Source organism: Amycolatopsis sp. NPDC051371 (assembly GCF_040682155.1).
Lineage (GTDB): Bacteria > Actinomycetota > Actinomycetes > Mycobacteriales > Pseudonocardiaceae > Amycolatopsis.
In genome coordinates, this window is the sequence record NZ_JBFBAG010000042.1 from 27,952 (window position 1) to 45,888 (window position 17,937).

Below are 17,937 nucleotides of genomic sequence, written 5' to 3' on the forward strand. Positions count from 1 at the left end.
GACTTTCTCCTTTGCGGTACGGCGCGGCGGAGGGAGGATCGTCCGATGGTGAGCCCGTGCCCGTTGAGTGGGAAACAGTGTTCTAACCCTGTTTCCCACTCACGACGGCGTTGTGGTGGTAACGGCAGATCAGCGCGTCGCTACTTCTTCAGGACCTCGATGGACGGGTAGTCCGGCATGCGCCGGAAGTCCAGGGCCGCGGACTTGAGGTTCTTCGACTTCGCCGCGACGCCCTTCTCGTCCCACGTCGGGATCGACGGCAGGTCCTTCGCGATCAGGTCCTCGGCCTGCTGGTACAGCTTGACCGCGGCGTCCTTGTCGGCGGTGGCGTCGGCCTGCGCAAGGAGCGCGTCGACCTGCGGGTTCGAGTAGTTGGAGTCGTTCGAGGAGCCGCCGGTCTTGTAGATCGGGTTGAGGAAGTCCTCGATGGACGGGTAGTCCGCGGACCAGTCGGAGCGGCCCATGCCGGTCAGCTTCTTGCCCGTGACGATGCTGCGCCACTGGCCGAAGTCGGTGGCCGGCACGAAGTCGCATTCGACGCCGAGGGTGTTCTTGATGCTGTTGCACGCCGCGACCAGCGGTTCCTTGCGGCCGCCGTCCGCATTGGACGCGATGGTCAGCTTGCCCTTGAAGCCGGACTTCGCGAAGGCCTCCTTGGCCGCCGCCGGGTCGAACTTGCAGTACTGGCAGACCCCCGAGCGGGCACCGGTGATGCCCTGGGCGACGTACCCGTCCAGCGGGACGTAGGTGTCGTTCATGACGGTCTTGGTGATCTGCGCGCGGTCGATCGCCATCGAGATGGCCTTGCGCAGCTCGAGGTTGTCGTAGCCCGGCACGTAGTACGGCACGGCGATGGTGCTGACCCCGAGCAGGTGGCCGGTGACGAGCCGGTCGCCGAGGTCGGCCTTGTACTTGCCGCCCGCGACCGCCGACGGCGGCAGCGCCTCCATGAAGTCGAGCCGCCCGCTCAGCAGGTCCTGGTAGGCGGTCTCCTGGCTGGAGTAGATCTTGATGTCGAGGTCCTTGAAGTGGACCTTGTCGTCACCCTTGTAGTCGTCGTTGCGGGTGAGCTTGATGTCCTGGTTCGGCGTCCGCGAGACGAACTTCATCGGGCCGTTGCCGATCGGGTGCTGCTCGAAGGCCTTGGGGTCCTTGAAGAACGAGTCGGGCAGCGGCGCGAACGCCTGGTAGCCGACCTTGATGTCGAACACCGAGAACGGCGAGCTGAGCGTCACCTGGAACTCGTAGTCGCCCTTCTGCACCAGGCCGGACATCTTGTCCGTGGCGGGCTTGGCGTTCTCGTCCTCGGGGTGGACGTCCTGGTACCCCTGGATGTTCGAGAAGAAGTCCGTGTTGAGCTGGCCGTTCGGCGCGTAGGCGCCGTAGTTCCAGGCGTCGATGAAGTTGTGCGCCTTCACCTCGGTGCCGTCGTGGAACTTCCAGCCCTGCTTGATCTTGATGTCGTAGACCTTGGAGTCGGTCGTGGTGATCGAGTCCGCCATCAGGTTGAACGGCTTCGCGTCCGCGCCCTTGAAGCCGACCAGCGTGGCGAACATCGCCTGGATCGCCTTGGTGCCGCCGAGGTCGTTGATGTTGGTCGGGACCAGTGCGTTCTGCGGTTCGGTGCCGTAGACGCTGACCGTGCCGTCCGGGTCCGTCTCGCCGGCGCCCGCGGAGCTGCCCGAGCCGCCGCCGCACGCGGCGAGCGCGAGCGCCAGCGAGGTCATCACCACCGTGGGTCCCCAGAGCCTGCGCGAACGACGCATGTCCCCTCCATCTCCGTCTGTCCGAAAGGTGAGACGCACGCTATCGGGGGCGGCGAAGCTGATCACAGGACTGCGGTGTTGCAAATCAGTGACGACCGTCAGGACCACCTGGTTGGAGCACAACCAAGGTAGGAAACCGGGTACTCCGGACGGCCTAGCGCGGACACGTGGTCATCACGCGCTCACGTTCGGTTCGTTTTGGATTCTCGTTGCGGCACAAGCCCTTTCGGATGTCCGAACAGGCCGGCGGGGAGGTTGTCAAGGCCCCGGCGTGACCAGAACCGGAACTCGCGTGACCAGACCCGGATCTCGCGTGATTGGAGCCGTAACTCGCGAGTCACGGGCTCAGTCACGCGAGTTACGGGCTCAATCACGCGAGTTACGGGCTCAGTCACGCCAGTTACGGCCTCGATCACAGCGGGTCAGGCGAGCGAGAGGGCGATGCCGTCCAGGATGTCGTGCTCGCTGACCACCAGCTCGGTCGGGCCGCCGCGGGCCGCGAGCTGCTCGGCGAGGGTCTGGACCACCACCGCGCCGCCGGCGATCACGTCGACGCGGCCCGGGTGGATCACCGGGTTCGCCGCCCGGGTGGCGTGGTTCTCGGCCAGCAGCTTCGTCGCGAGCCGGTCGATGTCCGCGGGGCCGAGCTTCGACAGGTGGACGCGCTCGCTGTCGTACTCCGGCAGCCCGAGCGCGATCGCCGAGAGCGTGGTCACCGTGCCGGCGACGCCCATCCACGTGCGGGCGCGGGCGACGTCGACGACGTCGAACGCCTCGGTGAGGACCTTGCCGGCCAGGTCGCGGGCGGCGGCGATCTCCTCGGCGGTCGGCGGGTCGCTCCTCAGCGCGCGCTCGGTGATCCGGACGCAGCCGATGTCGACCGACTTCGCCGCGATCACCTCGGCCTGCTTGCCGTCCCAGGTGCCGAGGACGAGCTCGGTCGAACCGCCGCCGACGTCGGCCACCACGAACGGGCCGTCGTCCGGGTCCTGCTCCCCGACCGCGCCGGTGAAGCTGAGCCGGGCCTCCTCGTCGCCGGTGATCACCTCGGCCTCGACGCCGAGGGTCTCGCGCGTCATGCGGAAGAAGTCGTCGCGGTTCTTCGCGTCGCGGGTGGCGGAGGTGGCGACCATCCGCACCTTCTCGACGCCCTTGCGCCGGGCGGCGACCGTGTAGTCGGCGAGCGCCGCGCGGGTGCGCTCGAGTGCCTCGGGAGCGAGCTCGCCGGTGGCGTCGACGCCCTGGCCGAGCCGGACGATCCGCATCTCGCGGTGCAGGTCGCGCAGGTCGACCGTGCCGTCGTGGCGCGGCGTCAGCTCGGCGACGAGCAGGCGGATGGAGTTGGTCCCACAGTCGATCGCGGCAACACGAGGCATGCGATCACCCTAACCGGCGGCACCCCGCCGACTCAGCTCGACGGCCCCGTGGTGATCGTGGTCGGAGTGGTCGTCGTGGTGACCGAGGTGACCGTCTCCCCGCACGTCGGTGTCGTCGACGGCGGAGGCGGCGTCGTGGTCGGCTGGCCGGTCGTCGTGTCCGGTGTCGTCGACGGCGGCGGGGTCGTCGTCGTGGTCACGCTCGTGACCGTCGTCGTGGTGGTCGTCGTGGTCGGCGGCACGCACGTCGGTTCCTCGGACGTCGGCGGCTGGGACGTGGTCGGCGGCGGGCTGGTCGGCGTCGTCGTCGGGACCGGGGGCGGCGGGATCGACGGCGGAGCCGGGGCCGAAGCCGCGTTCGGGGCGCCGATCGGGACCGTGCTGTCCGGCACCTGCATGATCCCGTCGCGGTAGGCCTCAGCCCACAGGATCACGGTGTTCACGTACGTGTCGGAGTTGTTGTAGCGGTAGATCGCCCCGCGCAGCTGGTCCGGGTTCGCCAGGTCGAAGCCGCCGGAGCAGAGGTAGCGGCCTGTTGCCAGGGCCGCGTCGAAGATGTTGTTGGGGTCGGACTTGCCGTCGCCGTTGCCGTCGGAGGCGTAGCCGCGCCAGGTCGCCGGGATGAACTGGGTCGGGCCGACCGCGCGGTCCCACACCGGGTCCGTGTCGAGCTCGCCGTGGTCGGTGTCCGGGATCGCGGCGAACGCGCCCTGGCCGTTGAGCTCAGGGCCGAGGATCGGCTCGCGGGTCGTGCCGTTCGCGTCGACGTACCCGCCGCGCGCGTGGTTCGACTCGATCCGGCCGATGCTGGCGATCAGGGCCCAGTCGATGTGGCACGCGGCCTGCTCGCGGCCGAGGATGTCGGCGGCGTTCTTGTACGCGGCGAGCGCGGTGGCGGGGATGCCGAGGGGGCCGTCGGGGAGTTCGTACGCCGGGAGCGGCAGCGGGATGGGCGCGCCGGGGAGGGTGCCGTCGACGGCGATCTGCTGGATGGCGGCGTGCCCGGGGTCGTAGCCCTGGCCGAGCGCGGCGTCGCGGGTGTGGTCACCGGTGCCGCCGAGCCAGCCGAGCGTGACGCCGCCTGCGAGCAAGGCCGGGATCACCGCGAAGATGCCGGTGATCAGGGGGTACGCCGTGCGGTGGCGGATCCCGAATCTTCGGGTGTGGCTTCCGACTGCGTCAGGCAGTCGCCGCACGCGCATAACTCTGAGCCCTCCTGGCCGGTCGGTCACCCACCCTCGGGTGACAGCCTGCCGTACCCGGGGCGCGGTTTCACCCCTTCGGGAGTCTGGATCTCGCCGGACGGGGGTTTTCGCTCACCCAGCCCAGTTATCTGTTTACGCGGCGCGAGCGTTACTCGGCACAGTCCCCCGAGGGCCACCCGTTCGCCTTAAGGAGCTCCAGCGTCTCGTCACCGAACGGATTCACCCCCGGACCGACCGCGAGGGAGTGGGCGACGTGCACGTGCAGGCACTTGACGCGCCCGGGCATGCCGCCGGCGGTGACCTGGTGGCCGAGCGGCTCGATCGCGTCGCGCTCGGCCAGATACGTCTCGTGGGTGCGCTGGTAGCGGGCGGCCAGCTCGGGATCGGTGGAGAGCCGCTCGGTCATCTCCTTCATGATCCCGGACGCCTCGATGGTGCCGATCATGGAGTTCAGCTTCGGGCAGGTCAGGTAGTAGAGCGTCGGGAACGGCGTGCCGTTCTCCAGCCGCGGGCTGGTCTGCACCACCGACGGGTGCCCGCCCGGGCACCGCGCGGCCACGGCCCGCAGCGCCCGCGGCGGCCGTCCGAGCTGCTCCGCGATGATCTCGCGGTCGGCGTCGGTGACGGGCTCGAACCGGTGCTGCTGCGTGCTGTTCACGCGCTCCAGGTTAGAGCGTGACCCGGCCACCGGCCCCAAGCGCCCCAATGTGGCCTTCGGTGCGTCCAACGCACCCAAGGGGCCCTTCGGTGCGTTGGACGCAACCAAGGCCACATTGGGGCGCTGGAGACTCAGCCGCCGGAGACCTGGTTCCAGAGGTTCTCGTACCAGGAGCCGTCCGGGATCTGCTGCTGTCCCTGCTGCGGCGCCGCGTCCGGGGCCTTGTCCTCGGGCAGCTGGACGATGTACGGCGTCTCGCCCGGCTTGACGTACCGCAGCCGGCGCCGGGCCTCGGCCTCGATCTGCGCCGGGTCGCTCAGCTCCGCCTTGCGGCCCTGGAGCTGGGCGACCGTCTGCTGCAGCTGGGCCTGCTGCGCCTGCTGTTCGCGGATCTCGGTGCGCTGGGCGAGGTACGTGCGCAGGGGCACGGCGATGGTGAACGCCAGCGCGCACACCACGATCGCCACCACCGCCGCGCGGCGGGTGGTGGACATGCCGAGCACCTTCGCCGCGCCGGACGCCCGCTTCGCCGCCAGGCTCCGGCGCAGCCGGGTCCGAGTCGTCTCCACGTCGCCGGTGCGGCGCCGCGCCGCCTCGGGACGGCGGGCCGGCGCGGGCCGGTTGGCCCGCGTGGCCCCGCCGCCGCCTCGGCGGTTGCGCGTCGTCCTCCCCCGGTCGGCCATTCCCGGCTCAGCCCTCGGCGCTGAACCGCGGGAAGGCCAGCTCGCCGGCGTACCGGGCGGCGTCACCGAGGGTCTCCTCGATGCGCAGCAGCTGGTTGTACTTCGCGATCCGCTCGCCGCGCGCCGGGGCGCCGGTCTTGATCTGGCCGACGCCGGTCGCGACCGCGAGGTCGGCGATGAACGTGTCCTCGGTCTCGCCGGAGCGGTGGCTCATCATCGACTTGTAGCCGAACGACGTGGCCAGCGAGATCGCGTCGAGCGTCTCCGACAGCGTGCCGATCTGGTTGACCTTCACCAGCAGCGCGTTGGCGGCGCGGCGGGTGATGCCTTCCTCCAGGCGGTCCGGGTTGGTGACGAACAGGTCGTCGCCGACGATCTGGACCTTGTCGCCGACCTCGGCGGTCATGGTGACCCAGCCGTCCCAGTCGTCCTCGCTCAGCGGGTCCTCGATGGACACGAGCGGGTAGTTCGCCAGCAGCTCGCCGTAGTAGGCGGACATCTGCTCGGCGCTCTTCTTGCTGCCCTCGAAGGTGTACGCGCCGTCGGCGAAGAACTCCGTCGCGGCGACGTCGAGCGCGAGCGCGACGTCGCGGCCCGGGGTGTAGCCGGCCTTCTCGATGGCCTGCAGGATCAGGTCGAGCGCCTCGCGGTTGTTCGCCAGGTTCGGCGCGAAACCGCCTTCGTCGCCGAGACCGGTCGAGAGGCCGCGGCCCTTCAGCACCGACTTCAGCGAGTGGTAGACCTCGGTGCCCCAGCGCAGGGCCTCGCGGAAGGTCTCCGCGCCGATCGGCGCGATCATGAACTCCTGGACGTCGACGTTGCTGTCCGCGTGCGAACCACCGTTGAGGATGTTCAGCATCGGCACGGGCAGCACGTGCGCGTTCGGCCCGCCCAGGTAGCGGAACAGCTCCAGCTCGGCCGACTCGGCGGCGGCCTTCGCGACGGCCAGCGAGACGCCGAGGATGGCGTTCGCGCCGAGGCGGGACTTCGCCGGCGTGCCGTCGAGGTCGACCAGCTTCTGGTCCACGATCCGCTGGTCGACGGCTTCGATGCCGACCATCTCCGGGCCGATCTCGTCGAGCACCGCGGCGACCGCGCGCTCCACGCCCTTGCCGTTGTAGCGGCCGGTGTCGCCGTCGCGGAGCTCGACCGCCTCGTGTTCGCCGGTGGACGCACCCGACGGGACCGCGGCCCGCGCGAGCGTGCCGTCGTCGAGAGCCACCTCCACCTCGACGGTCGGGTTGCCGCGCGAGTCCAGAATCTCGCGCGCGCCTACCTGCTCGATGAGAGCCACGCCATGCTCCTCGGTGCGTCGTGCCTGCGGTTTCGCGCCCAGCCTAGCCGTCGTGGCAGTTCACCCGTTGGAGGCACGGCCGGTCAGTCCCCCGCTCGCACCGCCTGCCAGCCCGGCGGCAGCTCCACGGTCTCGGACGTCTGCTGCCAGAACGTCCAGCTGTTGCCGCCGAGGTCTGCGACGGTGAACACCCGGGCGCCGTAGGGCTGGTCCTGCGGCGGCTCGAGTTCGCCCTCGTCACCGAGCGCCACCTCGATCCGCTGGTACGCCTCGTCGACGTCGTCGACGTACAGGATGTTGAGCTGGCCGACCGGCCCGTCGACGCCCTTGGCCTGGAAGTAGTCCGGCCCGACGCCGGCGATCTGGATGCGCGCGTCGCCCGCGCGCAGCGTCGCCTGGAAGACCTCGCCGGCCCCGTCGCAGAACCGGACCTCCTCGCTGAACCCGAAGACCCTGGTCAGCCAGGCGAGCGCCGCCGTGGCATCGGAGTAGTACAGGTAGGGCGCCAGGCCCCGGTACGGGCTGCTCATGGCGGGACAGTCCATCACGTCCCGATCGGCGGCGTGTGCAAGCCCCTCTTCCGAGGTACTGCGCCGATGGTTACCAATCCGGCCACAGTCACGGCCAAATGGCTCCGTAGCAGCGGTCACGCGCCGCCCGAAGGGTTGGCCTCCTTTTGGTCGGATTGGTAACGTGGGATGACCATGACGGACGCCGCAGCTGCTTCGCAGCCTCCCGAGGAGTCGCGGTTCCATGCCTTCCGCCAGGCCGAGGATCTGGTCGCCCGCCGCCGCCCGCTGGAAGCGCTGAAGGCGTTGCAGCCCTTGCTGGAATCCGAGACGGACAAGCCGTCGGTCCACCTCCTGGCCGGGCGCGCGTACTTCCACTCCGCCCAGCTGCGGCGCGCCGAGCAGGCGTTCACGCGGGTGCTCGAGCTGGACCCCACGGACCACTACGCCCGGTTCATCCTCGGCCGGACCCTGCAGCGCCTCGGCCGGTTCGTCGAGGCGCTCGCCCAGATGCGGATGGCGGCGGCGATGAACCCGGTGCCGGAGTACCTCGAGGCGATCAGCGAGGTCAAGGCGCGCATCGCGCTGCACGGATCCTGACCACCAGTGCCGATCGGCCCCCCGGAGATCAGACTTTCGGCCGATCGGACCGGGCCCCTCGGCCGATCCGCGGCACCCCTCTTCCGGCGAAGCTGGTTCCAGACCGAATGAGGGAGGAACCGGAAATGTCGATCTTCGCCACGCTGGGTGCTTACGCCGGCTTGCTGCTGCTGGTGCTCATGGCCGTCACGCCGCTGTTCGCCGACCGGGAGCTCTGACTCAGGGCGCGACGCTCGCCTCCGCGTAGGCGTCCGCCGCGCTGAAGACGTCCTGGCCGTACGCGACTCCCGGGTTGTAGAACAGGGTCGCGCGCCACCAGCCTGCCGGGGTGCCCAGGTCGTCGCCGCCCGAACACAGGTAGCGCGCCGCCGTGAAGGCCGCGTCGTCGACGTTCTGCGGGTCCGGCGTACCGCCGTCGCCGTTGGCCCGCTCCTGGTACTTCTTCCACGTCGACGGCAGGAACTGCAGCGGGCCGATCGCGTGGTCCCACGACTTGTCGCCGTCGAGCTTGCCGCCGTCGGTGTCGTGCACCGCCGGGACGCCGGGCGAGCCGTCCAGCGGCGGGCCGACGATCGGCTTCGCGACGCGGCCGTTGGCGCCGATCGCCGAAAGGTCGAAGTCCCCGCGCCCGGCCTCGACCCGGCCGATGCCCGCCAGCGTCGCCCACGACAGGTGACACGTCGGCTTCTGCCGCTGCATCCACATCTCCGCCCGGCCGTACGCGGCGAGCACGCGTCCCGGGAGGTGCGTCTTGTCCGCGACGCGCGTCGCCCACGCGTCCAGCTCGGCCTGGTCGGACACCGCCGGCCGGTCGACCGGGGCGGCGAGCCCGGCGCGCGGCGACTCGGCGCCGGGCTGCGGGCGCTGCTCCGGGATGGACAGCGCCGGTTGCGGCGGCGGGGAGGCGGCGGCCGGCGCGTCCGGGTTCCGGATGCCGATCGTGACGACGAGGACCACGCCGGTGACCACGAGCCCGAGCGCGAGGGCCACCCGGCCGACGTACCGCCTGGGCGGGCCGCCCGAAGGCGACGACGGAGGCGTGACGGTCGGCTGAGCGGTTTCGGCCACCCGAACAGGTTACGGAGCCACTCAAGGGGGTCCCCTGACAGCCTGACCAGGCAAGCGGAGGGTAAAAACAGGTCCGCTGCCAGCGACGTCACAAAATTCGTTATCGAGTCGACGCGCAAGCCCCTGACCTGCGGTTACCCTAACCTAACTTCGTAGCCGAGTCCTGTTTGTCCGATTGCATCGTTTCGGGCCGACGTAGGCTCGCTGGACTTACAGGTGAGCCTTACCTAAAAACTTCCTGGACGCACACAGAAACATCCAAGGGAGGCGGACCGGTGTTGTTCTCGAGCGCGCTGATCGGGCTGCGCGAAGGCCTGGAAGCCGCACTGGTCGTCAGCATCCTGGTGGCCTTCCTGGTCAAGACCGAGCGGCGGCACGCGCTGCGCTGGGTCTGGCCGGGCGTCGGCGCCGCGGTACTGCTGTCGGTCGCGGTCGGCGCGATCCTCACCTTCACGACCGCCCAGCTGTCCTTCGAGCACCAGGAGCTGCTCGGCGGGAGCCTGTCGATCGTCGCCGTCGTGTTCGTCACCGCGATGATCTTCTGGATGCGCAAGGCGGCCAAGAGCATCGCCGCCGAACTGCGCGGGAAGATGGACGACGCGCTGGACGTCGGCCCGGCGGCCGTGCTGCTGCTGTCGTTCCTCGCGGTCGGGCGCGAAGGGCTGGAGACCGCGGTCTTCTTCTACTCGACCGTCCAGGCCGCGCAGTCGGACACCGTGCAGCCGCTGATCGGCTTCGCCGTCGGCATCGCGGCCGCGGTCGTGCTCGCGTACTTGCTCTACAAGGGCGCGGTGCGGTTCAACCTCTCGAAGTTCTTCATGATCACCGGCGTCCTCCTGGTGTTCGTCGCCGCGGGCGTGCTCGGCTACGGCCTGCACGACCTCCAGGAGGCCGCGTTCCTCCCGGGCATCCACACGCTGGCCTTCGACGCCTCGGCCACGCTGCCCGAGACTTCCTGGTACGGCGCGCTACTGAAGGGCATCTTCAACTACTCGCAGCAGACGACCGTGCTGCAGGCCGTCGCCTGGGTCGCCTACGTCGTCATCGTGCTGCCCCTTTTCCTCAAGCCCAGCAAGAAGACCGCGCCGGCGCCCGCCGCCGCGGCCGCCTCGAAGGAGTGACCGTGCGCAAGTCCCCCAAAACCCCGCTGGCCGTGCTGGCCGGCGCCGCCGTGTTGGTGACGCTGGCCGCGTGCGACAGCCGGGGCAGCACCGGGAACGAGACGGGGACCACTCCCGGCCCCGTCAAGGTCGAGGCGTCCGACACCGCGTGCAACGTCTCCGTGAACACGGCCGCGGCGGGCAACGTCACCTTCGAGATCACCAACAAGGGCACCAAGGTCACCGAGTTCTACCTCTACGCCGAGGGCGACCGGATCATGGGCGAGGTCGAGAACATCGCGCCCGGGCTCAACCGGCGGCTGATCGTCGAGGTCGCCGACGCCGGCAAGTACCAGACCGCGTGCAAGCCGGGCATGGCCGGCGACGGCATCCGCGGCGACTTCACCGTCACCGGCGGCGCGCCGAAGCAGAGCGACGCCAACGCGCAGAAGGCCCAGGCCACCAAGAGCTACGCCGACTACATCGCGAACAACACCGCCGCGCTCGAAGAGGAGACGGGCAAGTTCGTCGACCTCGTCAAGGCCGGCAAGGTCGACGAGGCGAAGGCCGCGTACGCCCGCACGCGCACCTACTACGAGCGCATCGAGCCGGTGGCCGAGAAGTTCGGCGACCTCGACCCGGCCATCGACGTCCGTGAGGCCGATCTCGAGCCCGGCCAGGAGTTCACCGGCTTCCACCGGCTGGAGAAGGACCTCTACGTCTCCGGCCTGCAGGCCGACAGCACGAAGATCGCCGACAAGCTGCTGACCGACGTCAAGGACCTGGTCGCGAAGTCGAAGACCCTGCAGCTGACGGCGCTCGACCTGGCGAACGGCGCGAAGGGCCTGCTCGACGAGGTCGCGACCGGCAAGATCACCGGCGAGGAAGAGACCTTCTCGCACACCGACCTCTGGGACTTCCAGGCCAACGTGGACGGTTCGAAGGGCGCGATCACCGCACTGCGGCCGCTCCTGCAGCAGCGCGACGCCGCTCTCGTGTCCACTTTGGACAAGGAGTTCACGAACGTCCAGGGTCTGCTCGACAAGACGCGCGTCGGTGACGGCTTCAAGCTCTACAACGAACTGTCCCAGGACCAGGTCAAGGAGTTCGCCTCGGCCGTCGACGCGCTGAGCGAGCCGCTGAGCAAGGTTGCGGAGGTCGTCTCGCAGTGACGTCGACAGAGGGCACGCGGGTATCGCGACGGAAGCTCTTCGGCCTGGCGGGCGCGGGTGTCGCGCTCGCCGGAGCGGGGGCCGCCGCGGGAATCGGGATCGACAAGGCGACCGGCGGCAGCGCCGAGGCGGCGGTCACCACCGTCGACTTCCACGGGGAACACCAGGCCGGGATCGTCACGCCGGCCCAGGCGAACCTGCACTTCGCGGCTTTGGATGTGACGGCCACCGATCCCGAGAAGCTGCGGCAGTTGCTGAAGACGTGGACCGACGCGGCCCGCCGGATGACGGCGGGCCAGGAGGTCGTGGCGAACGGCGCGGTCGGCGGCGGCGAGTTCGCCCCGCCCGGCGACACCGGCGAGGCGCTCGACCTGCCCGCGTCGCACCTGACGCTGACGATCGGCTTCGGGCCTTCGCTGTTCGACGGCCGCTTCGGCCTCGCGGGGAAGCGGCCGCCGCAGCTGATCGACCTGCCGCTGTTCCCGAAGGACAAGCTCGACCCCGCCCGCGGCGGCGGCGACCTGTGCATCCAGGCCTGCGCGGACGACCCGCAGGTGGCGGTGCACGCGGTCCGCAACCTGGTGCGGCTCGGCTTCGGCGTCACCGAGGTCCGCTGGTCGCAGCTCGGCTTCGGCCGCAGCTCGTCGACGTCGCGGGCGCAGCAGACGCCCCGGAACCTGTTCGGGTTCAAGGACGGCACGAACAACATCAAGTCCGAGGACACCGACTTCCTGCGCGACCAGGTGTGGGCCACCGCGGCCGACGGCCAGGCGTGGATGGCCGGCGGCAGCTACCTGGTGGCCCGCCGGATCCGGATGCACATCGAGACGTGGGACCGCGAAACCCTCGACGGCCAGCAGCAGATCGTCGGCCGCACGAAGGGCACCGGCGCCCCGCTGGGCCAGACCGCGGAGTTCGACGAGCTGGACCTCGACGTCGGCGGCGCGGGCGGCGAGAAGGTGATCCCGGAGGACGCGCACGTCCGGCTGGCCTCGCACCAGGCGCTGAACGGCGTGCGGATCCTGCGCCGCGGCTACAACTTCGTCGACGGTTCCGACGGCGTCGGCCACCTCGAGGCGGGGCTGTTCTTCCTGGCGTTCAACCGCGACACCCGGAAGCAGTACGTGCCGATGCAGCAGTCGCTGTCGTCGAAGGACGCGATGATGGAGTACGTCCAGCACACGGGTTCGGCGCACTTCGCGGTGCCGCCGGGCGTCTCGAAGACCGGCTACTGGGGCGAAGGGCTCTTCGCCTAGCCGACCTGTTCGGTCGGATACACGTCCCGGATCTTCTGGTTGAAGAAGCGGCCGTGGCTCGAGGACGCCATCAGCTCCCGGTGCACGGACTCGGGCACCAGCCGGTACCGGTAGACGCTGCCGTTGACGAATTCGATCTCCAGGAGGTGCTCCTCCCGGGCGTAGCCGATCGACGCGATCGTCGAGGAGCTGACGGCTTGCCTGCGCATGACCGTCATCATATCGCCTTGCCTAAAGCCTTTAGGAAGTTCTATGTTGGGCTTAGGCAAAGGAGGTAGTGATGATGGCACGCGCCGGGGTGACGACCGAGCGGCTGGTCCACGCGGGCGCCGAGCTGGCCGACGAAATCGGGTTCGACGCGGTGACGCCGTCGGAGCTGGCGCGGCGGTTCGACGTCAAGGTCGCGAGCCTGTATTCGCACGTCAAGAACGCACACGACCTGCGGACGAGGATCGCGTTGCTCGCGCTGGACGAGCTCGCCGACCGGGCCGCCGCCGCGCTCGCCGGCCGGGCCGGGCGGGAAGCGCTGGTCGCGTTCGCCGGCGTCTACCGCGACTACGCCCATGAGCACCCAGGCCGGTTCGCCGCGGCGCAGCTGCGGCTCGACCCGGAGACCGCGGCGGCGAGCGCGGGCGTGCGGCACGCGGAACTGATGCGCGCCATCCTGCGCGGCTACGACCTGACCGGGCCGGACCAGACGCACGCCGTCCGGCTGCTCGGCAGCTTCTTCCGCGGGTTCGTCGCCCTCGAAGCCGACGGCGGCTTCGACCACAGCCTCCCCGCGTCCACCGACAGCTGGACCCGCCTCCTCGACGTCCTCGATTCCCTTCTCCGTGATTGGCCACGACTGTGATCACCACCCCGCTGACCGCCGGCCTGGTACGCGGCGCCCTCGAACTCGAAGACACTCCCCGCGGTTTGGTGCCGCACCGGTTGCCCGCTCGCGCGCGGGCTCGGAACACCGATCCGCGGCTCGCGATGGCCGAGGCGCAGCCCGCCGGAGTCCGCCTGCGGTTCCGCACGACGGCCGCCGTCATCGAACTGGAGACGCTGCCGACGAAGGTCGAGTACCCGGGCGCGCCACCCCGTCCGGACGGCGTGTACGACCTGCTCGTGGACGGCAAGCTCGCCGCCCAGGCGACCGCGGCCGGCGGTGTGCGGTTCCCCGGCCTGCCCGGGCACCTCAAGGACGTCGAGATCTGGTTGCCGCACAACGAGCTGACGGCGCTGGTGGAGCTCCGGACGGACGCTCCGGTCCTGCCTGCGTCGTCCCGGGATCGGGTGTGGCTGCACCACGGCAGTTCGATCAGCCAGGGCTCGAACGCTCTCAGCCCCTCGACGACGTGGGCCGCGCTGACCGCGGTCTCCGCCGGGGTCGAGCTGGTCAACCTGGGTTTCAGCGGCAACGCGCTGCTGGACCCGTTTACCGCCCGTGCGTTGCGGGACACCCCGGCCGACGTGGTCAGCCTCGAACTCGGCATCAACATCGTCAACGCCGACCTGATGCGCCTGCGCGCGTTCGGCCCGGCGGTGCACGGGTTCCTGGACACGATCCGCGAGGGCCACCCGTCGGCGCCGCTGCTGGTCGTCTCGCCGTTGTACTGCCCGATCCACGAGCGGACGCCCGGTCCGGGCGACTTCGACCACGCGGCGCTGGCTTCCGGGGTCGTGCGCTTCCGGGCCACCGGCGACCCGGCCGAGGTCGCGGCCGGGAAGCTGACGCTCGAGGTGGTCCGCGAGGAACTGACGCGCATCGTCGCGCAGCGCCAGGACCCTCATCTGCACTACCTGGACGGGCTTTCGCTGTACGGGCCGGCCGACTACGCCGAGTTCCCGCTGCCGGACGAGCTGCACCCGGACGCGGCGGCGCACCGGGTGATCGCGTCGCGCTTCACGGAACTCGCCTTCGGCGGCCCGCTCGCTTGACTTCAACCTCTCTTGAAGTTGAATGCTTCGGGCATGTTCACCGAAGCAGAGCTCGCCTACCTCGACGCCCAGCCGCTGGGCCGGCTCGCCACCCGGCAACCGAACGGAACCCTGCAGGTCAACCCGGTCGGCTTCCGGTACAACCCGGACGAGAAGACGATCGACGTCACCGGCCACAACCTGCGCGGCAGCAAGAAGTTCCGCAACCTGGCGGCCGACGACCACGTCGCGTTCGTCGTCGACGACCTGCCGTCCACGAACCCGTGGCGGGTGCGCTGCCTGGAGATCCGCGGCCGCGCGGAGGCGCTGACCGAGGTGAACCTCCCGGACAACCACTTCGACGACGCCGTGATCCGGATCCACCCTTCGCGGATCCTCGCGTTCGGAGTGGAGGACTGGAACCGGGAGCCGCTGGAGCTGGAGACGAACATCCGCGACGTGTGACGTCCGGTCCGGCGGAGGCCACCACGGGACTCCGGGGGTTCTCGTGGCGGCCTCGCCGGGTCACCAGAAGCGGCACCTCGCGTGACTGGGCAGGCATCTCGCGTGACTGGGCGGGCATCACTCCGGTCGCCGCTGGAAGTCGCCGGGTCAGCGGCGGCCGCCCCGTGCGGTGTAGGTCGCTGTGCCAGCGGTAGCCAGCACCAGCGCTGTCCAGGTGGCCGGTGCCGAGTGCGGCGGCTGCGTCATCCAGGCGACGATGTGGCTCGTCGTCGTGCCGTCGTCCTGGACGAAGGGCGTTATGCCTGCCCACAGCAGCGGGAGCGTCCAGCCGTACTGGCCGCCCGCGATCGTCGCCGCCAGGCCGGTCAGGCCCAGCACTCCGGCCGCGTCGCGTAGGATGATCGACATGTCGACAGTGGTCGCGCCCAGCTCCTGGACCGCCAGCACCGCGCCCCCGGCCGCCAAGCCGATCAAGGCCAAGTGCGCGAAGCGGCGGGCCGGCCACGGGAGCGCCGCGGTGCGGTCGAGGTCGGTGTCCTGGCCGCTGAGCCCGATCGCCGCCACCGCGATGCCCGCCGTCAGCGTCAGCATGACCGGCAGCGGTGACCACGAGTCGCGCGCCAGGAACCACACGCCCGCCGTGGCCACCAGCAGGGCCGTGATCGCCGCCGGGACCTGGCGCGAACGCGCGTAGAGCGTCGCCCACCTCATCCCATCGCCCCCGGCACCAGCGTGTCGAGCGGGTCGCCGTGGCAGGTCAGCAGCACCTGGCGCACGGCGACCACCCGGGCGAACTGGACCTCCGGCGGCAACGCGCGGAACTTCTCCCACGCCTGCTGGACCGGCCCGGACTCCTGGCGGAACCAGCTTCGGGCGTACTCGGGCAACGCCCGCAGCTCACCGGTGAAGTACGCCGCCGCGATCATCCGGCCGCCCTGGTCGCTCATGCTCCCCGAGTTCGGCATCTCGCACGACGGCACCCCGGCCCCGGACAGCACCGCCAGCCGCAGGTCCGTCGCGTCCGCCGTGAGCAGCGGCTCGTGGCGCTGGAAGTCCAGGTAGACGACACCGGGATCGCGGACGGGCGGGCTGGCGAAGGAGTTCGGCGCGATCTGCTCCTCGATCCGCGTCGGTGCGCCGGGCAGCTTCGCCAGCATGGCCAGCGCTTCGCGCCCCGGCCCGGCCAGCGCGGCGAGCCTGTCCTCGTGCGCCCGGCTGAGGCAGATCGGGCCGTCGCAACGCTTTTCGACGGCAACGCTGTCCGGAGTCAGGAGCCCCGCGTCGGAAGCCGGGAAGACGGGCAAGGCGATCGCGGCGCCGGCCACCACCGGCAGCAGGCCGAGGAGCCGGGCCCGCACGGAACCGGCCGCCAGCAGCAGGAATCCCGTCGCGGCCAGACCGGCGAACCACACCACCTGCCCGACGTCCACCGAAGCCGCCGTCGTCACCAGCGAGCCCTCCGGCTGCCCGAGCGGCGGCGCCAGCAACCCGAACCGGCTGTACGACATCGACAGCACCGACGCCTCGAGCGACGTCCACGCCAGGATCGACCCGATCAGCGTCAGCACGGCCAGCGCGGGTGCGGTCAGCGGGTGCGGCAGCAGCCGCCCGATCGCCAGGCCCACCCAGCTCCCCGCCACGACGGCGAGCAGGCCGACGAGGACGACCGGCAGGAAGCTCGCCGAGACGAACCCGCCGTGCCCGAGCACCTCCGCGAGGCCGACGACGAACACCAGCAGGAACGCGAGCGCGCTCAGCGCTCCCATCGCACCGGCCAGCCTGATTGCCCGGTGCCAGCCCGGCCGCGACGTCGTGGACAGCAGCTCGACCATCCCGGAGCGGCTGTCGCGCATGCCTTGGATCGCCCCGGCGCCGACGACGATCGGCCACAGGAACACCAGCAGGAACCGCAGCCACAGCGCGGTGGTCGTCGTGTTCGCCGTCCACGGCGCAGGCACCTTCCACCACGGCCCGGACAGCAGGAACAGGAACCCGAGCGCCACCACGAGCAGCGCCAGCCCGGCCCAGGGCGCGATCGAGCGCCGCAGTTCGATGCGCAGGATCATCACCAGGCCCCCTTGCCCGTTTCGTGGTTCAGCAGCGCCGAGTAGCCACGCTCGATCGGGCTGTCCCCCACGTGAGCCGCGGTGCCGGCCGCGGCCAGCTCGTCCGGCGTCCCCTGGAACACCAGCTTGCCCTCGGCGAACAGGACGACGTCGGAGCACGCCGTGCCCACGTCCTCGACCAGGTGCGTCGAGATCAGCACGCACGAGTCCCGGCCGAGCTCCTGCACCAGCTCGCGGAACCGCACGCGCTGCGCCGGGTCGAGCCCGGCGGTCGGCTCGTCCAGCAGCAGGATGTCCGGGTCGTTGACGATCGCCTGCGCGATCCCCACCCGCCGCACCATGCCCCCCGACAGCGTCTTCATCCGGTCGTCCGCGCGGTCGGCGAGCCCCACCCGCTCGATCGCCCGCTGCACCGCACCGGGAATGTCCTCTTTAGACACTTCCTTGAGCCACGCGATGTACTCGACGAACTCCCGGACGGTGAACCGCTTGTAGAACCCGAAAGTCTGCGGCAGGTAGCCGATCCGCCGGCGCAGACTGCGCTGCCCGGTGTGCCCCCCGGCCTGCGCACCGAGCAGCGACAGCCTGCCTTCCGCCGGCCGGAGCACCGTCGCCAGCGCCCGGATCAGCGTCGTCTTGCCCGCGCCGTTGGGCCCGAGCAAGCCGTGCACCCCCTTGCCGAGCGACAGGTCCAGCCCGTCCACGGCCATTTTCCGCCGTCCCACCCGCACTTTCAGCCCTTCGGCCTGGATTTCCCAGGCGTAGGCCGTTGGCGCGACCTCGGCGGCCCCTACAGCACGCATGTTCTTCCTCC

Annotated in this window: 19 protein-coding genes; 7 read left to right on the forward strand and 12 right to left on the reverse strand. The window is 70.4% G+C overall.

Translation table 11 applies throughout. The features are described from left to right. Positions 1 to 140: 140 nt before the first annotated feature. From AB0M59_RS39145 to AB0M59_RS39175, 7 genes are all read right to left on the reverse strand, one after another. Positions 141 to 1,766 (reverse strand): ABC transporter substrate-binding protein, encoded by a 1,626-nt coding sequence (locus tag AB0M59_RS39145; protein WP_364625708.1) that lies wholly within the window; start codon positions 1,764 to 1,766, stop codon positions 141 to 143. 422 nt (positions 1,767 to 2,188) lie between these two features. Beyond that, positions 2,189 to 3,142, reverse strand: coding sequence for a Ppx/GppA phosphatase family protein (locus AB0M59_RS39150; protein ID WP_364625711.1), 954 nt, complete (start codon positions 3,140 to 3,142; stop codon positions 2,189 to 2,191). Positions 3,143 to 3,174: 32 nt separating this feature from the next. Beyond that, a complete protein-coding gene (locus AB0M59_RS39155; protein WP_364625714.1) occupies positions 3,175 to 4,344 on the reverse strand; it encodes a lytic murein transglycosylase in 1,170 nt (389 codons plus the stop codon). 151 nt (positions 4,345 to 4,495) lie between these two features. Next, complete coding sequence (locus tag AB0M59_RS39160; protein WP_364625717.1) at positions 4,496 to 5,005, reverse strand: DUF501 domain-containing protein; 510 nt, start codon at positions 5,003 to 5,005, stop codon at positions 4,496 to 4,498. Between the two features lie 131 nt (positions 5,006 to 5,136). Next, positions 5,137 to 5,688, reverse strand: coding sequence for a septum formation initiator family protein (locus AB0M59_RS39165; RefSeq protein ID WP_364625720.1), 552 nt, complete (start codon positions 5,686 to 5,688; stop codon positions 5,137 to 5,139). 7 nt (positions 5,689 to 5,695) lie between these two features. Next, on the reverse strand, positions 5,696 to 6,982 hold the full coding sequence (eno, locus tag AB0M59_RS39170; protein ID WP_364625723.1) for a phosphopyruvate hydratase: 1,287 nt from the start codon (positions 6,980 to 6,982) through the stop codon (positions 5,696 to 5,698). 83 nt (positions 6,983 to 7,065) lie between these two features. Further along, complete coding sequence (locus tag AB0M59_RS39175; protein WP_364625726.1) at positions 7,066 to 7,512, reverse strand: VOC family protein; 447 nt, start codon at positions 7,510 to 7,512, stop codon at positions 7,066 to 7,068. Between the two features lie 174 nt (positions 7,513 to 7,686). Here AB0M59_RS39175 and AB0M59_RS39180 point away from each other — a divergent pair, with 174 nt between their 5' ends. Further along, on the forward strand, positions 7,687 to 8,091 hold the full coding sequence (locus AB0M59_RS39180; protein WP_364625729.1) for a tetratricopeptide repeat protein: 405 nt from the start codon (positions 7,687 to 7,689) through the stop codon (positions 8,089 to 8,091). A 219-nt stretch (positions 8,092 to 8,310) separates the two neighbouring features. Here AB0M59_RS39180 and AB0M59_RS39185 read toward each other — a convergent pair whose 3' ends face one another. Then, positions 8,311 to 9,060, reverse strand: a complete 750-nt coding sequence (locus AB0M59_RS39185) for a lytic murein transglycosylase (protein WP_364625881.1) — start codon at positions 9,058 to 9,060, stop codon at positions 8,311 to 8,313. 374 nt (positions 9,061 to 9,434) lie between these two features. Here AB0M59_RS39185 and efeU point away from each other — a divergent pair, with 374 nt between their 5' ends. The 3 genes from efeU to efeB are packed head-to-tail and all read left to right on the forward strand — an operon-like array spanning position 9,435 to position 12,687. Beyond that, on the forward strand, positions 9,435 to 10,280 hold the full coding sequence (gene efeU / locus AB0M59_RS39190; protein ID WP_364625731.1) for an iron uptake transporter permease EfeU: 846 nt from the start codon (positions 9,435 to 9,437) through the stop codon (positions 10,278 to 10,280). Further along, complete coding sequence (gene efeO / locus AB0M59_RS39195; protein ID WP_364625734.1) at positions 10,277 to 11,431, forward strand: iron uptake system protein EfeO; 1,155 nt, start codon at positions 10,277 to 10,279, stop codon at positions 11,429 to 11,431. Before efeU ends, efeO begins: the two co-directional genes overlap by 4 nt. Further along, positions 11,428 to 12,687 (forward strand): iron uptake transporter deferrochelatase/peroxidase subunit, encoded by a 1,260-nt coding sequence (gene efeB / locus AB0M59_RS39200; RefSeq protein WP_364625737.1) that lies wholly within the window; start codon positions 11,428 to 11,430, stop codon positions 12,685 to 12,687. Before efeO ends, efeB begins: the two co-directional genes overlap by 4 nt. On the opposite strand, the gene AB0M59_RS39205 is transcribed toward efeB, so the two are convergent. Beyond that, complete coding sequence (locus AB0M59_RS39205; RefSeq protein WP_364625739.1) at positions 12,684 to 12,896, reverse strand: KTSC domain-containing protein; 213 nt, start codon at positions 12,894 to 12,896, stop codon at positions 12,684 to 12,686. The two genes, efeB and AB0M59_RS39205, sit on opposite strands and share 4 nt — an antisense overlap. A gap of 74 nt (positions 12,897 to 12,970) precedes the next feature. Between AB0M59_RS39205 and AB0M59_RS39210 the strand changes: the two genes are divergently transcribed. From AB0M59_RS39210 to AB0M59_RS39220, 3 genes are read left to right on the forward strand one after another with little or no spacing between them, the layout of a single operon-like run. Then, complete coding sequence (locus tag AB0M59_RS39210) at positions 12,971 to 13,540, forward strand: TetR/AcrR family transcriptional regulator (protein WP_364625884.1); 570 nt, start codon at positions 12,971 to 12,973, stop codon at positions 13,538 to 13,540. Next, on the forward strand, positions 13,537 to 14,613 hold the full coding sequence (locus AB0M59_RS39215) for an SGNH/GDSL hydrolase family protein (protein ID WP_364625887.1): 1,077 nt from the start codon (positions 13,537 to 13,539) through the stop codon (positions 14,611 to 14,613). The genes AB0M59_RS39210 and AB0M59_RS39215 overlap by 4 nt, the downstream gene beginning before the upstream one ends. A 33-nt stretch (positions 14,614 to 14,646) precedes the next feature. Then, positions 14,647 to 15,057, forward strand: a complete 411-nt coding sequence (locus AB0M59_RS39220) for a PPOX class F420-dependent oxidoreductase (RefSeq protein WP_285476584.1) — start codon at positions 14,647 to 14,649, stop codon at positions 15,055 to 15,057. A 147-nt stretch (positions 15,058 to 15,204) separates the two neighbouring features. On the opposite strand, the gene AB0M59_RS39225 is transcribed toward AB0M59_RS39220, so the two are convergent. The 3 genes from AB0M59_RS39225 to AB0M59_RS39235 are packed head-to-tail and all read right to left on the reverse strand — an operon-like array spanning position 15,205 to position 17,926. Further along, positions 15,205 to 15,768 (reverse strand): hypothetical protein, encoded by a 564-nt coding sequence (locus AB0M59_RS39225; RefSeq protein ID WP_364625742.1) that lies wholly within the window; start codon positions 15,766 to 15,768, stop codon positions 15,205 to 15,207. Next, positions 15,765 to 17,123, reverse strand: coding sequence for a hypothetical protein (locus tag AB0M59_RS39230; RefSeq protein WP_364625745.1), 1,359 nt, complete (start codon positions 17,121 to 17,123; stop codon positions 15,765 to 15,767). Before AB0M59_RS39230 ends, AB0M59_RS39225 begins: the two co-directional genes overlap by 4 nt. Then, positions 17,123 to 17,926: an ABC transporter ATP-binding protein gene (locus AB0M59_RS39235; protein ID WP_364625748.1), complete on the reverse strand. Its 804-nt coding sequence runs from the start codon at positions 17,924 to 17,926 to the stop codon at positions 17,123 to 17,125. Before AB0M59_RS39235 ends, AB0M59_RS39230 begins: the two co-directional genes overlap by 1 nt. Positions 17,927 to 17,937 lie beyond the last annotated feature (11 nt).

Coding starts and splice junctions, on each gene's coding strand:
- AB0M59_RS39145 (WP_364625708.1), bottom strand. CDS start 1,766: ATGCGTCGTTCGCGCAGGCTCTGGGGACCCACGGTGGTGATGACCTCG.
- AB0M59_RS39150 (WP_364625711.1), bottom strand. CDS start 3,142: ATGCCTCGTGTTGCCGCGATCGACTGTGGGACCAACTCCATCCGCCTG.
- AB0M59_RS39155 (WP_364625714.1), bottom strand. CDS start 4,344: ATGCGCGTGCGGCGACTGCCTGACGCAGTCGGAAGCCACACCCGAAGA.
- AB0M59_RS39165 (WP_364625720.1), bottom strand. CDS start 5,688: ATGGCCGACCGGGGGAGGACGACGCGCAACCGCCGAGGCGGCGGCGGG.
- AB0M59_RS39175 (WP_364625726.1), bottom strand. CDS start 7,512: ATGAGCAGCCCGTACCGGGGCCTGGCGCCCTACCTGTACTACTCCGAT.
- AB0M59_RS39180 (WP_364625729.1), top strand. CDS start 7,687: ATGACGGACGCCGCAGCTGCTTCGCAGCCTCCCGAGGAGTCGCGGTTC.
- AB0M59_RS39205 (WP_364625739.1), bottom strand. CDS start 12,896: ATGCGCAGGCAAGCCGTCAGCTCCTCGACGATCGCGTCGATCGGCTAC.
- AB0M59_RS39210 (WP_364625884.1), top strand. CDS start 12,971: ATGGCACGCGCCGGGGTGACGACCGAGCGGCTGGTCCACGCGGGCGCC.
- AB0M59_RS39220 (WP_285476584.1), top strand. CDS start 14,647: ATGTTCACCGAAGCAGAGCTCGCCTACCTCGACGCCCAGCCGCTGGGC.
- AB0M59_RS39225 (WP_364625742.1), bottom strand. CDS start 15,768: ATGAGGTGGGCGACGCTCTACGCGCGTTCGCGCCAGGTCCCGGCGGCG.
- AB0M59_RS39230 (WP_364625745.1), bottom strand. CDS start 17,123: ATGATCCTGCGCATCGAACTGCGGCGCTCGATCGCGCCCTGGGCCGGG.
- AB0M59_RS39235 (WP_364625748.1), bottom strand. CDS start 17,926: ATGCGTGCTGTAGGGGCCGCCGAGGTCGCGCCAACGGCCTACGCCTGG.